General features: G+C 69.5%; 17 protein-coding genes and 1 pseudogene. 14 read left to right on the top strand and 4 right to left on the bottom strand.

Going from position 1 to position 13,579, the window contains the following annotated elements:
- Window positions 1-191: 191 nt before the first annotated feature.
- Window positions 192-473 (bottom strand): Sec-independent protein translocase subunit TatA, encoded by a 282-nt coding sequence (tatA, locus tag A5789_RS24675; RefSeq protein ID WP_064906964.1) that lies wholly within the window; start codon window positions 471-473, stop codon window positions 192-194.
- A gap of 298 nt (window positions 474-771) precedes the next feature.
- Here tatA and A5789_RS24670 point away from each other — a divergent pair, with 298 nt between their 5' ends.
- Both A5789_RS24670 and A5789_RS24665 read left to right on the top strand, forming a co-directional pair.
- Window positions 772-1,959 carry a CdaR family transcriptional regulator gene (locus tag A5789_RS24670; RefSeq protein ID WP_064906933.1) on the top strand — a complete coding sequence of 396 codons (1,188 nt, stop codon included), beginning with the start codon at window positions 772-774 and terminating at the stop codon, window positions 1,957-1,959.
- Between the two features lie 218 nt (window positions 1,960-2,177).
- Complete coding sequence (locus tag A5789_RS24665; protein ID WP_064906934.1) at window positions 2,178-3,053, top strand: Cof-type HAD-IIB family hydrolase; 876 nt, start codon at window positions 2,178-2,180, stop codon at window positions 3,051-3,053.
- Window positions 3,054-3,063: 10 nt separating this feature from the next.
- Here A5789_RS24665 and A5789_RS24660 read toward each other — a convergent pair whose 3' ends face one another.
- The gene (locus A5789_RS24660; RefSeq protein WP_195063930.1) at window positions 3,064-3,906 is read right to left on the bottom strand and encodes an alpha/beta fold hydrolase; all 843 of its coding nucleotides are present in this window, start codon (window positions 3,904-3,906) and stop codon (window positions 3,064-3,066) included.
- A 71-nt stretch (window positions 3,907-3,977) separates the two neighbouring features.
- Between A5789_RS24660 and A5789_RS24655 the strand changes: the two genes are divergently transcribed.
- From A5789_RS24655 to A5789_RS38080, 6 genes are all read left to right on the top strand, one after another.
- A complete protein-coding gene (locus tag A5789_RS24655) occupies window positions 3,978-4,514 on the top strand; it encodes a helix-turn-helix domain-containing protein (protein ID WP_063015759.1) in 537 nt (178 codons plus the stop codon).
- A gap of 192 nt (window positions 4,515-4,706) precedes the next feature.
- The gene (locus A5789_RS24650) at window positions 4,707-4,952 is read left to right on the top strand and encodes a hypothetical protein (protein WP_197516707.1); all 246 of its coding nucleotides are present in this window, start codon (window positions 4,707-4,709) and stop codon (window positions 4,950-4,952) included.
- Window positions 4,953-5,075: 123 nt separating this feature from the next.
- Window positions 5,076-5,231 carry a hypothetical protein gene (locus A5789_RS37435; protein WP_086007330.1) on the top strand — a complete coding sequence of 52 codons (156 nt, stop codon included), beginning with the start codon at window positions 5,076-5,078 and terminating at the stop codon, window positions 5,229-5,231.
- A gap of 159 nt (window positions 5,232-5,390) precedes the next feature.
- Window positions 5,391-6,017, top strand: coding sequence for a nitroreductase family protein (locus A5789_RS24645; RefSeq protein ID WP_063015760.1), 627 nt, complete (start codon window positions 5,391-5,393; stop codon window positions 6,015-6,017).
- Window positions 6,018-6,158: 141 nt separating this feature from the next.
- Window positions 6,159-6,299, top strand: a complete 141-nt coding sequence (locus tag A5789_RS36875) for a hypothetical protein (protein ID WP_156055825.1) — start codon at window positions 6,159-6,161, stop codon at window positions 6,297-6,299.
- Between the two features lie 56 nt (window positions 6,300-6,355).
- Window positions 6,356-6,511 (top strand): hypothetical protein, encoded by a 156-nt coding sequence (locus tag A5789_RS38080; RefSeq protein ID WP_227463019.1) that lies wholly within the window; start codon window positions 6,356-6,358, stop codon window positions 6,509-6,511.
- Window positions 6,512-6,527: 16 nt separating this feature from the next.
- On the opposite strand, the pseudogene A5789_RS38075 reads toward A5789_RS38080, so the two are convergent.
- Window positions 6,528-6,797, bottom strand: a pseudogene (locus tag A5789_RS38075) (alpha/beta fold hydrolase); the annotation flags it as partial.
- 128 nt (window positions 6,798-6,925) lie between these two features.
- Window positions 6,926-7,615, bottom strand: coding sequence for a DedA family protein (locus A5789_RS24640; RefSeq protein WP_064906936.1), 690 nt, complete (start codon window positions 7,613-7,615; stop codon window positions 6,926-6,928).
- Window positions 7,616-7,934: 319 nt separating this feature from the next.
- On the opposite strand from A5789_RS24640, the gene A5789_RS24635 reads away from it, so the two are divergent.
- From A5789_RS24635 to A5789_RS24610, 6 genes are all read left to right on the top strand, one after another.
- Complete coding sequence (locus A5789_RS24635; protein ID WP_197516705.1) at window positions 7,935-8,732, top strand: alpha/beta fold hydrolase; 798 nt, start codon at window positions 7,935-7,937, stop codon at window positions 8,730-8,732.
- 85 nt (window positions 8,733-8,817) lie between these two features.
- Window positions 8,818-9,588 (top strand): maleylpyruvate isomerase N-terminal domain-containing protein, encoded by a 771-nt coding sequence (locus tag A5789_RS24630; RefSeq protein WP_064906966.1) that lies wholly within the window; start codon window positions 8,818-8,820, stop codon window positions 9,586-9,588.
- A gap of 64 nt (window positions 9,589-9,652) precedes the next feature.
- Window positions 9,653-10,759, top strand: a complete 1,107-nt coding sequence (locus tag A5789_RS24625) for an FAD-binding oxidoreductase (RefSeq protein WP_064906937.1) — start codon at window positions 9,653-9,655, stop codon at window positions 10,757-10,759.
- Between the two features lie 98 nt (window positions 10,760-10,857).
- Window positions 10,858-11,226 carry a nuclear transport factor 2 family protein gene (locus tag A5789_RS24620; RefSeq protein WP_064906938.1) on the top strand — a complete coding sequence of 123 codons (369 nt, stop codon included), beginning with the start codon at window positions 10,858-10,860 and terminating at the stop codon, window positions 11,224-11,226.
- Between the two features lie 43 nt (window positions 11,227-11,269).
- Entirely contained in the window at window positions 11,270-12,085 is an 816-nt protein-coding gene (locus A5789_RS24615; protein ID WP_063015762.1) for an alpha/beta fold hydrolase, read from the top strand.
- A 42-nt stretch (window positions 12,086-12,127) separates the two neighbouring features.
- Window positions 12,128-13,561: an MFS transporter gene (locus A5789_RS24610; RefSeq protein ID WP_064906939.1), complete on the top strand. Its 1,434-nt coding sequence runs from the start codon at window positions 12,128-12,130 to the stop codon at window positions 13,559-13,561.
- The last annotated feature ends 18 nt before the right edge of the window (window positions 13,562-13,579 follow it).

Below are 13,579 nucleotides of genomic sequence, written 5' to 3'. Positions count from 1 at the left end.
GAAAATCAAGAACAATTCATTGGCAAATACATCGCGCACGGCCGCACGCGCTCTTCGGTCGTGGGCGCAGCGTTCGACTGCTGTAACCGCATCTTCGAATGATGCGCGTCCCGGGGCGGTCGCGCGGCGACAATGGGCCCTCGAGAACGTGTCGTCGAGCATGCGGCTTCCGGCCGCAGCGAACGATCCGGTCAGCTCGGGTGACGATCCTCCACGGCGGACGACGACGGAGTCGCCGGTTGCGCGGGCGGCAGCGGTGCCGCGGGCGCCGGCCGGTGACCCGCACCCGGGGCGCTCGGGGATGCGGTGTTCGGTGGGCCGGAGTCGCCGGACTGCATTTCGCTCATTTCGCTCTTGAAGATGCGCAACGAGCGGCCGAGACCGCGGGCGGCGTCGGGCAGGCGTTTGGCGCCGAACAACACCACGATCACCAGTGCGATGATCAGCCAGTGGGTCGGACTCAACGAACCCATCGAAACCTCCGTTCGTGCGCCGCAGTCGCTCCGACGGCGACCACCGGCTCGGCGGATTCCGCCGACGAGATCGTTCGCTCCGGCGGCATCATTGAACGAGTCCATGATAACTTGCTGAGCCGATACGCACAGCGAATTGCTCTCTTACCTGCTTCGATCAGTCTCACCAAAAATGCCAGAGAGCGTGAATATGAAGTAACATACGTGCGTTGCCGACATGGTTGCCACCAGGCCGGCAGGTAGAGAGTCGAAGAACCGGCCGCGGTTGACGTGCGCCGGACCGCAGCTGGAGGTTGCCATGGGTGTCGAGATCGCCGCGGCCCCGTCGTCCGTCGAGCAGCTGCCCGTCCAGTGGGCCGAACACGATGGGGAACGAACCGCCCGGGCACCGAGCCCACACCTGCCGCACGCCACACCGGCCGACGAGATCACCGGGCTCTGCCACGAGGTGCTGCGCGAATTGTCCTCCGGTGGACGCTGTTCGAGCGCGGCCGCACGACTGGCCGAGGCCGCGGACCGCTGGGCCCGGCGCGGCTCGAGCCTGGAGACCGTTCATCACACGGTGTTCGAAACATTCCGGCTGCACCTGGAGGCGCTGCGGACTTCCGGCGACAACCTCGACACGATCATGACGTCGGTCGGCCGTGTGCTGGACGCCCTCGAAATCGTGACCACCGGTGTCGCGGACGCCTATTCGGCGACGGTCCCCGATGCGCCCGAGGACTACCGGCCGAGCAGCGACGCGGTGACCTCCGCGCTGCTCGGCGGCCGGTCCGCCGCAGCGGCGGCGAGGGAATGCGGAGTGGAACTCGCCGACCACTATCACGTGCTGGCGATCTCGCTGCCGGCCGAATCCGCCGGGCACGCTCCGGCGGCCGATGTGTCCGTTCAGGCGCGACTGGCGATGCGCCGGGCCCGGGCCGTCCTGGAACGAATGGGCAACGGCGCGGTGTTGTTCCAGTTGTCCCCGAGCGGCGGCACCGTCTTGCTGCCCTACCCGTTCGTCGGTTCCGACCGCTGTCTCGATCACGTCGTGCACACGCTGGCCACGGCGACTCGGACACCGATCACCGCCACCGCGGTCCACGCCGCCCGCGCGGCTGTCCCCGCGGCGGCCACCCAAGCCCACGAACTGCTGAACACCGTGCACGCGTTGCGATGCCGGCCCGGGCTCTACCGCATGCGCGACCTGGCCCTCGAATACCAGCTCACGCGGCCCGGACCGGCGCTGGAAATCCTCGGCACCCTCCTCGACCCGCTCGACGACCATCCGGAACTGACCGAAACGCTGGTGCGGCACTGCGGCAACGAACTGAATCGGCAACGCACCGCACACGAGATGCGGGTCCACACCAATACGGTCGACTACCGGCTCAAACGCATCGGCCGGCTGATCGGAGTGGATCCGACCTCCCCGTCCGGGCTGCTCCAGGTCCGCGCCGCGCTCGTCGCCCGCGCCTATCGTGCGCACACACCGGCCCGCTGAGAATCCGACGGGCCGGATGCGGCCGAGGTGGAGCGCGGCGCTGCGGCTCAATGCGCGGCACGGGCCCGCGGCCGGGGGCATCGCACCGTCGCACCGGACGGCGTACATACTGGCCACGGAGAGACCAGACACGACGACCTCGCACAACGCTGTGGCGCGTTCGGGGCGGCGTGGTCGACGACGAAAGTGGGCAGGTGCGTAGCGGATCGACGGATGACATGCCGGAAGACAGTGGCGCCCTGGCCCGTTCGACGGTCCCGGCACCACCCTCGTGGTCCTCGATCCCGCCCGGTGACCAGGATGTGCGACTGGTCGTCTGCGATATGGACGGCACTCTGCTCACGGATTCCGGTGCCGTGCCCGACACGTTCTGGCCGCTGCTCGACGTGATGCGGGCGCGGGGAGTGACCTTCGTGCCGGCCAGCGGGCGGCAATACGCGACACTCGCCGCCCTGTTCGAGCAGGCTCCGGACGAGGTCTCGTACATTGCCGAGAACGGTTGTCTCGTCGTGCATTCCGGCGTCACCGTGTCCGCGACCTGCCTCGATGTCGAGATCGTGCACCAGGTCGTGCGCGCGGTGCGGGAAGCACCCGCCGCCGCCGAGCTCGGTCTGGTGGTGTGCGGCTTGGACAGCGCCTATATCGAGCGTACGGATCCGGCATTCGTCGACGAGGCGGCGAAATACTACGCCCGCCTCGAGCGCGTCGACGACCTCACCGCGGTGACCGACAAGGTGCTGAAATTGGCGATCTACGACTTCACCGATGCCGAGCGGACAGCCGAGCGGGTGTTCGGATCGATCGCCGCCCGCGAGCAGGTCGTGGTGTCCGGGCACCACTGGATCGACATCATGAGCCGTGACGCGGACAAGGGTCGCGCGGTGCAGTCGCTGCAGGAGGCGCTCGGGATCCCGCCCGCCCGGACCGCGGTGTTCGGCGACTACCTCAACGACCTCGAGATGCTCGATGCCGCGCGGTGGTCGTTCGCGATGGCCAATGCGCACCCCGAGGTTCGTGCCCGCGCCCGCTACCTCGCACCCGCCAACCACGAGGACGGCGTCGTGACGGTGCTGGCGCGGATGTTCGGTTCCTGAGCACCGTTCGTCACACCGCGCGCTCGGGTGCGCCGGCCATCCGGAGCACCGCGGCGGCCACCTGATCCGGGCACTCGGCCGGCACGATGTGCTCGGAGTCGGCGTCCTCGAATCGGCCGCTCACCTGATCGGCGAATCGGCGTTGGTACTCGCGAATGGTGTCGTGGTGGCGAGCATGCAACCGGTTGGCGCGCCGCGCGGAGATAAGCACGACCTCGCCGCGCGGCGGCTGCGGCGGGTTGTCCCGGAACGGGCCGATGCCGGTGGCGAAGGCATCGAATTCGCTGCGCGTGCAGGCGATGCCGGCGGGGCTGAAATCCTCCCGCAGCATGGTCTCGTAGGTGTCGGCGGGAAACATCCGTCCGTAGGAGGCCGTCAGCACCCGCATCACCGGGCGCACCCGGGCGAGCGACTGTTGCACCGCGAGAACGCGATCCGTCTTCGCCGCGGTCGCCGCCCAGTCCGCGTAGAAGGGAGCCGCTTCCGGAGTCGGATCGACCAACACCATACCGATCGGCTGCGGCACAAGATTTTCCGCGGCGCGGCGCACGATCAGCCCGCCCATGCTGTGCCCGGCCAGGATCAGCCGACGCGGCGCCAGCGCCTCGACCAGCGCGGCCAGCGTGGCCGCCATCTCGTCGATGCTCTGCGGCGGCCGCACCCGGGCGCTGCGGCCGCGGCCGGCACGGTCGTAGGTGACGGTCCGCACGACATCGCCGAGCCGGGACACCACCGGATCCCACAGGGTGCGCCCGGCGCCGGCGCCGGATTCGAAGAGCACGCAGGTCTCCCCCGCACCGCCCTGCTCGACATAGATCTCGATGCCGCGCACCGTCATTCGTTCGCCTGGCACGTTCCGCATCCGAATCCCCTCTCGATCAATACCAACTTTGGAAATGGTACCAATAATGGGATAGTTGAGCGATGGACCCTGCCGATCTCCTTCTGCATCCGGTGCGACTGCGCATCGTGCACGCGCTGTCCGGGGACGCGCCGCGCAACGCGGGCGAGTTGTGCGACCGCCTGCACGACGTGCCCCGGACGACGATCTACCGGCACCTCGGCCTCCTGGTGGAGGGCGGCATCCTGGAGGTCGCCGACGAGCGGCGGGTTCGCGGTGCGGTCGAGCGGTCCTATCGGCTGCGCGCGGACCGTCCCGTGATCGACGCCGAAGCGGCCGCGGCCATGACACTCGACGACCACCGCCGCGGATTCGCCACCGCCATGGCCGTCCTGATCGCCGAATTCGACGCCTATCTCGCCGAGCCGGACGCCGATCCGGTCGCGGACTCGGTCGGCTATCGCCAAGGCACGCTGTGGCTTTCACCCGAGGAGCGCAACGCCATGCTCGACGGGTTCCGCCGCGTCGTCGCCTCGGTCAGCGGCAACGGTCCCGGCCCGGATCGCCGGCCCTATCTGATCAGCCCGATCATGTTTCCCGGCGCGCGAACGCCCGGCTGAGGCAGTCGCACGGCGTTCGTCATGCGTGCGGGAGGTGGACGTGCGAGGCTGAGCGACATGTCCGAACGTGCGGATGTCTCACCGAATCTCACCGAGCAGGGCCGCGGGCCGGCCATCGCGCGCGTCGCCATCGAACTGATCGCGTGGGTCGCGGCGCCGTGGGCGCTGGCGTCGTGATCCGTGGTGGCGGCGGTGATCGCGGTGGTCGTGCTGATCGGCGTCCCGGCGATCTTGGCGACCCGCGGCGACAAGAAGCAGGTCCTCGTCGCCGTCCCGGGCTGGGCCACCATCGCGATGATGCTGGTGCTGATCGCCGCGGCGGTGCTGGGCGCCTGGTTCGCCTGGCCAGCCTGGGTCGCCGTGCTCGTCACCGTACTGGCGGTCGCGACCGTCGGCACCGAGCTGCCGCGCTGGCGGTGGCTGGCCCGCGCGCCCTGACGCCGCTTTCTCTCCCGAGACGTTCTGTTTACGGCCTTCGAGGCCGGGTATCTGCGATTTGTTATCGCAGTACGGCCGAACGCGGCAGCGCCTGGATAACAAAAGGCAAAGGGAGAGTTTCACATGATTATTCTGGGAGTCATCCTCCTCGTACTCGGGTTCGTTTTCAGCATCCCGATCCTCTGGACTCTGGGCATCATCGCCGTCGTGATCGGCGCGATCCTGGCCCTGCTCGGAGCGTTCGGACGTCCGGTCGCCGGCCGCGCACATTATTTCTAGCGACGGCGAATTCCTTTCTCCGGAGCGCGTACTCCCACCGTGTGGCGGGAGTACGCGCTTCGCCGTTCGCGGGTGCGGACCGCATCGCTTCGGCTCAGGGAACAAAACCCGCGTCGGGCATCCTTGGACGGTATACGCCGACCCAGAAGGAGACCCGTAGTGACCGAACTGCTTCCGCTCACCCCGGACGAATTGCTGACCACCACGCGTGCGGTGCGCCGCCGTCTGGATCTGACCCGGCCCGTACCGCTGGACGTGATCCGCGAGGCGCTGGAGGTGGCCTTGCAGGCACCGTCCGGAGGCAACCGGCAGCATTGGCACTGGATCGTTCTCACCGATCCGGAAGTCAAGGCGCAGGTCGCGGAGCACTACCGGCGCTCACATCTGGCCTACCGGGAGGCCGGGGGCGAACCCGCCGACGAGAGCGCCGCCCGCATCGCCACCAGTTCGGATTATCTGCGCGAGGTGATGGCGGAGGTCCCGGTGCTGGTGATCGGCGCGATCAGCACGGGCACCAGCGGGGCGCTGCCCGACAACCAGGCGGGGCTGTGGGGTTCGCTGCTCCCGGCGGCGTGGAGCCTGGCGCTGGCACTACGCGCACGCGGCCTGGGAACCACTTGGACCACACTGCATTTGCAGTACGAGCGCGAGGTCGCGCAGATTCTCGGCATTCCCGACGACGTCCGTCAGGGTGTGCTCCTCCCGGTCGCCTACACCAAGGGCACCGACTTCCGGCCCGGCCCGCGCGTCGATCCGGACTCGGTGCTGCACATCAACGGTTGGTGAGCGCGTTCCGGAAGACGTTCGAAGCCACCGGGTTTCCGGATGTTGTGAGACAACCCATATGCCACTCGAGTGAGACATGTTGTGGCGCTTGGGGTTCGGGGTAGGTCTGGAGTATCGACCGATCGCGGAAGGAGAGAGCTCGTGAACGTTTCGATCACCGCTTCCCACCGTCGCCGCCGGGCCACCCCGAACGACACCGAGGACGACCGTTCCGCCGTCCTCGTCTTGATGGTCTGGGCCGCCTTGATCGTCGCGGCCGGGGTGCTGCTGATCTCGCTCTAGCGTTTGCCGCTCGGCTGTCGAGGTAGTCCGCTACGAACCTCGAGAAAGGACGCATCATGTCCCATCCGAATCATCCGAACGACGACGACACCGAGGAACCGCGGGGCGGGCGGCCCGGACCGGTGGACGAGGGCGACAACGGCGGGATGGCGACCCGGGAGGTCGCCGACGATGTCGGCACCGAGGAGAACGCCCAGGAACCACCCGACTGAGTCGGGACTTCAATCGGGCGGGCCGCTCGGCGGCGACGGACCACGCGAGGGCGGCACCCCAGTCGTGGCCGACCAGATGAAAGCGCTCGACGCCCGCCGCGTCCACCAGGGCGTACACGTCACTTGTCATGCGAGCCGTGGCATAAGCCGAACGCGCCACCGGGCGCGCACCCGGCGAGTAACCCCGCAGGTCCGGTGCCAGCACCCGATAGCCCGCCGCGGTGAGTGCGGGTGTCATCGCATCCCAGCAGTGGCGATCCTCCGGAAATCCGTGCAGCAGCAACACGGTGTCCGCCGCTTCGCTGCCCGAGTCGGCGGCGTATCGGTGACGTCGAAGACGAATCCTGCGTGCGTGATCGTGTCCATGTCCGTGCCTTCCCCTGACTGTGCGCGAACAAGTCACCGCCGCGAGCGTCAGGAGCCTTGTCCCCGGCGCGCTTCCGCCCGCTCCCCTGCCTCGTCCTCTCGCCGGCTGTCGTCGTGACGGGTGTCGCCGGATTCTTCCTCACCCGTGCCCGGAAAGAAGTGCTGCACGATCCGGTCGACGAGGAAGCCGAGGACGATCGCGCAGGCGATGCCGATCACGGCGGCCAGGAGTGGCTGATCGCGCAGCCAGCGCCCGAACGCACTGGCGATCGCCACCGAATACACCGCCCAGCTGACACCACCGATCACCGTCAGCGGCACGAATTTCCGGCGAGGGTATTCGGTGGCCCCGGCCGTCATGTTGACGGCGATGCGACCGACCGGGATATAGCGGCCGGTAATGACCAGCAGGGCCGCTCGTTTGTCGAGCATGCCGCGCGCCCAGTCGAACGCCCGCCGGATCTTCGGCTTGCGCATCCACGCGAACCGATCCGTGCCGATGGCGCGGCCGATCGTGTAGGCGAGGTTGTCGCCGATGATCGCGCCGACCGCGGCGGCGAGAATCAGCAGCCACACCGAGGGTTTCCCGGTCGAACTGCCGATGGCGGCCAGCGCGGCGATTACCGATTCGCTGGGGACCGGGGGGAAGAACGCGTCGACGATGCAGACGCCCAGCAGCGCGAAATACACCCATGGCGACCCGGCCGCGCCGGTGACGAGATCCTGCAGTTGGTTCATCCCATCGACACCTTCCTGGTCTTCTGGCGAGTGCCCAGGATCGCGCCCCCGAACCCGATCCGGCCGAGGGCGCACTCGGGTGGCGAGCGACCCGCTCATCGCTCCAGCGGGGCCCTCGCCACCACCTCGGTGCCAGCTCGAGGTTAGGCTAACCAATGTGATTGGGAGCACACAGGGGACTCGGCCGGGACGATCCGTACGACAGCGAGCCGATCCGGCCGCACCGCACAGCCAGGGCGCGGCGAGCACGGCGCCCACCCGCGACGGGCGCCGGCTGTACTACATGCATCGGCCGGGACGGAACGAAAACCGTTCGCCCTTGGTCGTTTTCGAGAGTGGACTCGCCTGCACCCGCTCGTACTGGGCGGCGGTGCAGCGAGAATTCGACGACTACGCGGCGACCGTCGTCTACGACCGCAGTGGTCTGGGCCGCAGTGCCCCCGACACCGCGCCGCGCGGACTCCGGCGCCTGGCCGACGACCTCGTGGATCTGCTCGACCACCTCACCGAGCGCTTCGCCGCACCGCGGCTCGTACTGGTCGGCCACAGCTGGGGCGGCCCGATCGTGCGAGTCGCCGCCGCGGACCGACCGGACCGAATCGTGGGCACGGTGCTGGTCGATCCCACCGACGAGTTCTGCGACGAGCTGTTCACCGCGGCGTCGCGCCGGGCGGCCAGGACCGGGCAGCGGCTCAGCGCCGCACTCGCACGTCTCGGCGCATTGCGACTGGCCTATCGCGACGTCCTCGCCGCGCTGCCCGCCGATGCCCGCGCCGACTTCCGCGCCGAGGGCTTCACGGTCGCGGCGATGCGCACCCGCGCCGCCGAATTAGCCTGTCACACCACCGATCTCGAACTTTTGCGGCGCACCGACCCCGACCGACGCGAGCTCGCCGTCACGATCGTGTCCGCCGACTCGCCCTCCACCGGTATCTCGGCCCGCTCGCGTGCGGCGATCGACGCCGCGCACCGACGGCGGGCCGCACGCCCGCACGGCAGGCATGTCGTCGCCGAGCGATGTGGCCATATGGTGCCGACCGAGCGGCCCGGGCTGGTCGCCGCCGAAATAGTCCGGATCATCGAGGAATACGGGCCGGGCGGCCGAATCGTCCGGTGACATCCGGCAGCCGCAGGGTATGCCCGGATCAGAACGGATCCGCCGCGACACCGGGCTCCGAAAGGCCCGGTCGGAGGAGAAGCCGATGGTTTCACACAGTGCCGCCGAGGCGTTGCCGGAATGGGAGGCCTTCGCCCGCGCCGTACAGTCGCGCCGGCCCGACGCGGGTACCTGGTGCGAAGGCTGGACCGTGCGCGATGTCCTGATCCACAACACCGGCAACGCGGAGGAGCTTGCCCGGGTGCTCGCCGCCCACGCGGCGGGCAGCCCGGTGCCGACCCGCGGTTTCGAGGAGCGGGAGGCGCCCTACCGCGCGATGCCGGACGCCGAGTTGTGGGCGGCGTTCGTGGACCGGTGCGAACAACTCGTCGAAACCGCCGAGGTGATCGACACGCTGTCTCCGCTGGAGGCGATCGGCTGGACCGGGCGAACCGTCGCCCCCGACTTCTTCCTCGAGCACATGCGTCAGGAGATGGTGTTGCACCGCTGGGATATGACCGGCGACGACGCGACGGCGATCGACATGCTCATGCAGCCGTGGATAACTCGCCACAGTGTGCGCGACGTCGGCCTCCCGTTGCTCGCGCGCGGCAGCAGGGATATCGATTTCGGCCCCGAGGGCCGCATCGAGGGCCGATTGCGCGCACCGGGTACCGACGACGTCCTGGTCGTCGCCGAGCCGGACGGCAACTCCATCGAGTTGGTGCCGCCGCACGGGCAGGCGACGGTGGAAAGCGATCCGGCCGTGCGCGCGCTGTTCCTGTGGGGCCGCCGCCCCGCCGATCCGACGCGCTGGCACAGCAGCGCCGGCCCCGAGGAACTGGGCCGGCTGCGCGCGCTGCTCGCCGGATACTGAATCCCCGTCCATCGGCCGGCGCCGTGCCGGGATTGCGCACCGCGGGGGCGGGTAGTCCGCGGAGATGGGTGCCGCAACCGATGTCGCCGTGGTCGGAGCCGGAATCGTCGGCCTGGCCACGGCTCACGCGCTACGCCGAGCCGGGCTCTCGGTCACCGTGTACGAGTCGGGCCGGCCCGGCGGCGGTCAATCGGCCGGTCAGTCCCGGATCTTCCGCCACGCCCACACCGATCCCCGGCTGGTCGAGATGGCGGTGGCCGCCCGTCGCATCTGGCGCGAGTGGGAAAGCGACTTCGGCATCGAACTGATTTCGCGGGACGGGGCGGTCGCGCTCGGGGCCGGCGTCGCGGACAAGCTGGAGATCCTGCGGCGGACGCCCGGAGTCGACGCCCGCAGTATCGACGCCGAGGAGCTGGCGACCCGGCTGCCACCGCTGGCCGACTACGACGGCCCGGCCATGCTGGACGCGACCGGCGGCTCCATCCGCACCGTCGCCGCGATCGACGCACTCACCGATCGGTTGCGCGATGCGCTGGTCACCGACCACGTCCTCACGCTGCGGCACACCGCCGCCGGGACCGTCGAAGTACGCACCGGCACAACCTGTTCGGAATTCGGCAGCGTCGTCGTCTGTGCGGGCCGCGGTACCGCGCCGCTGGCCCGGTCACTCGGCCTCGCCCTGCCGGTCCAGGTGTCAGCGCACGTCCGGGTGACCTTCCGCCCGCGATCGGCGCCGCCCACCACACTCGCCACGCTGCAGGACAGCAGCGGCGCATTCGGCGAAACCGGCATCTACGCCGCCGCCTTCCCCGGCAACACGCAGTACGGGCTCGGACTGAGCGATTCCGTGCCGAGCAGCGACGGCGGATCGGTCGATCCCGCGGCTCTGGCCGGGCTGGCCGACCGCGCCGCCGGCTACGTCTGCCGCGCACTCCCCGGACTCGCACCCGAACCGGACGGCTATGTGCACTGCTGGGTGACCCGGCTGCCGTGGGGTGAGGACGGTCTGGCCGCCTGGCAGGACGGCGCCGCCACCTTCCTCGCCGGGCACAATCTGTTCAAACTGGCCCCGGTCCTGGGCGCCACACTGGCCGACAGCATCACCACCGGACAGCCCGCCGCCACCGTGCACCCGTCGCGGCGCCTCGGCGATCCCGCCGCCGACCGGTAGAGCACTACCGTCGAAAGTACTTAAGCGCGACAGATTCCCGGTCGCCCGGAACTCCATAACTTTGTGGTCGGAACGTCACCACCACGAAGGAGAATCCCGTGAGCGACATCAACGACCTGGTCGAACGCTACCTCGCCGTCTGGAACGAGACCGATCCCACCGCCCGCGGCGCGCAGATCGCCGACCTGCTCACCGACGACGCCGAGTACACCGATCCGCTGGTGTCGGTGCGCGGTCACGCCGGCCTCGACGCGGCCGTCGCCGCGGTCCAGCAGCAGTTCGCCGGACTGGATTTCGGTCTCGGCGGCCCGATCGACAGCCACCACGGCATCGCCCGCTTCACCTGGCACCTGGGCCGGCCCGGTGAGGAGCCGCTGGTGATCGGATTCGACGTCGCCGTGCTCGGTGACGACGGCCGCATCCGCCAGATCCTCGGCTTCCTCGACAAGGTGCCCACCGGCGCCTGATCCCTCCCCGACACTTCTCTCCCCTCCCAGAAAAGGACCGGTCATGTACTTCACCACCACCGACGGAACCACCCTCGCCTACGAGGACTACGGCACGGGCGAGCCGATCGTCTTCGTCGCCGGCGCCATGCTCAACACCGAGATGTGGGAGTACCAGATTCCGTACTTCACCGATCGCGGCTACCGCTGCATCGCCCTCGACCGGCGCGGCCACGGCCGCTCGGATCGCCCGTCCACCGGCTACGACATCGACACCACCGCCGACGATCTCGGTGCCCTGCTCGATCATCTCGACCTGCACGACGCCACCCTGGTCGGGCACTCCACCGGCGGCGCGGAGATCGCCCGGTATCTGGCCCGCCACGGTGAAAGCCGCGTCGCCCGAGTGGTTTTCCTCGCGGCGATCCTGCCCTTCATGAAGGCCACCGACGACAACCCCGACGGCATCCCGGAGGCGATGCTCGACGCGCTGCTGGACAGTGTGCGCACCGATCGCGGCCGGTGGCTGGCCCGCCAGTCGCAGATCTACTTCAACACCCACCTCAACCCGGACGTCTCGCCGGAACAGGTCGACGTCACCTACCGTCAGTGCCTGTCCACCGCGCCGTGGGCGACGCTGCACATGCAGCAGGCGGTCTTCCACTGCGACAACCGGGAAGCGTTGCGCGGCATCACGGTTCCCGCGCTGATCGTGCACGGCGCCCTGGACTTCTCCGCACCCGCCGAGGTCACCGGCCGGCGCACCGCCGAACTGATGCCGCAGGCCGTCTACAAGGAGTACCCGACCGCCGGTCACGGCCTCTACACCTCGCACGCCGCCGAGTTCAACAACGATCTCCTGGAATTCGTCAAGGGCTGAGCGAACCCCTTTGTCCCGCAGCACAATCCCCGAGGAACACCCATGTCCACACCCACCCTGCTCGCCTCCGGCACCCGCCCGGCGAGCGCACCACCCGCACGCGCCACCCTGCTCGTCCTGCTGGCCGGGATCTTCATGGCCACTCTGGATTTCTTCATCGTCAACGTCGCGATCCCCGATACCCAGGCCGACCTGCACGCGAGCAGCGCCACCATGCAGTGGGTGGTCGCCGGCTACGGCCTCGCGGTCGCGGCCGGACTGATCACCGGCGGGCGACTCGGTGACCTGTACGGCCGCCGCCGGCTCTACGGCCTGGGCATGGCGGTGTTCACCGTCGCATCGCTGGCCTGCGCGCTGGCCGCGGGCGCCGGCGAACTGGTCGCCGCCCGGATCGCGCAGGGCGCCGGGATGGCGCTGCTGATGCCGCAGGTTCTGGGCATCATCAGCGTGGTGTTCACCGGCGCGCGCCGAGTGCGCGCCTTCGCCGCCTACGGGCTGGCGATGGGCCTGGCCGCGGTCTTCGGCCAGCTGATCGGCGGGCTGTTGATCCAGGCCGATCTGTTCGGACTGGGCTGGCGCACCATCTTCTGGATCAATGTGCCGGTGGGTGCGCTCACCCTCGCGGTGCTGGCCCGGCTGGTTCCCGAATCACGCGGAGACGGCGGCACCCGGCTGGACCGGCTCGGCGTCGGCCTGATCGCGACCGCTCTGGTGGCTGTGGTGTTGCCGCTGATCCAGGGCCGGGAACAGGGCTGGCCGCTGTGGACGTGGATCTCACTGGCCGCCGCGGCCGTGCTGGTCGCCGTCTTCGTCGCCGCGGCACGGCGATCGGCGGCCCGCGGCGGGGAGCCGCTGGTGAATCCCGCCCTGTTCGCCGAACGCTCGTTCGCGGTCGGTTCGATCATCGCGCTGAGCTACCAGATGACCATGGGATCGTTCTTCCTGTTCCTGGCGCTGTATCTGCAACAGGGGCGCGGCCTGTCGGCCCTGGGGTCGGGCCTGCTGTTCCTCGCGCTGGGCGCGGCGTACCTGTGCACCTCGATGCTGTCGGAGCGAGTGGCGGCACGGATCGGGCGGCAGGTCGTCGCCGTCGGGGCGATGCTGCAGGCCGGCGGATATCTGCTCCTCGCGCTCACCGCGCACGAACTCGGCGGCAGCGGTTCGGTGCTCGACCTGCTGCCGGCGATGATCGTCGCGGGGGCGGGGATGGGCCTGGCGTTGGTGCCGATGCCCGGCATCGTGCTGGCGGGCGTGACGCCGGAGCACGCGGCCGCCGCGGGGGGCGTGCTGGCCACCGCACAGCAGGTCGGTGGCGCGGTCGGGATCGCGGTGGTCGGCATCGTCTTCTACGACCGGCTCGCAGCGCCCGGCGGATTCGTCCCGGCGTTCGTCGCGAGCCTGGTGCCGATGGCGCTGCTGTGCCTGCTCACCGCGGTGCTGGTGCAACTGCTCCCGTCGCCTCGCCTCCGCAAGTAGACAATCGCGGCCCCCGGT

Source organism: Nocardia sp. 852002-51101_SCH5132738, assembly GCF_001665695.1.
In the GTDB taxonomy this organism is placed as follows: Bacteria; Actinomycetota; Actinomycetes; order Mycobacteriales; family Mycobacteriaceae; genus Nocardia; species Nocardia nova.
Note: the sequence above shows the minus strand (reverse complement) of the source record. Positions and strands in the feature narration are given on the sequence as shown.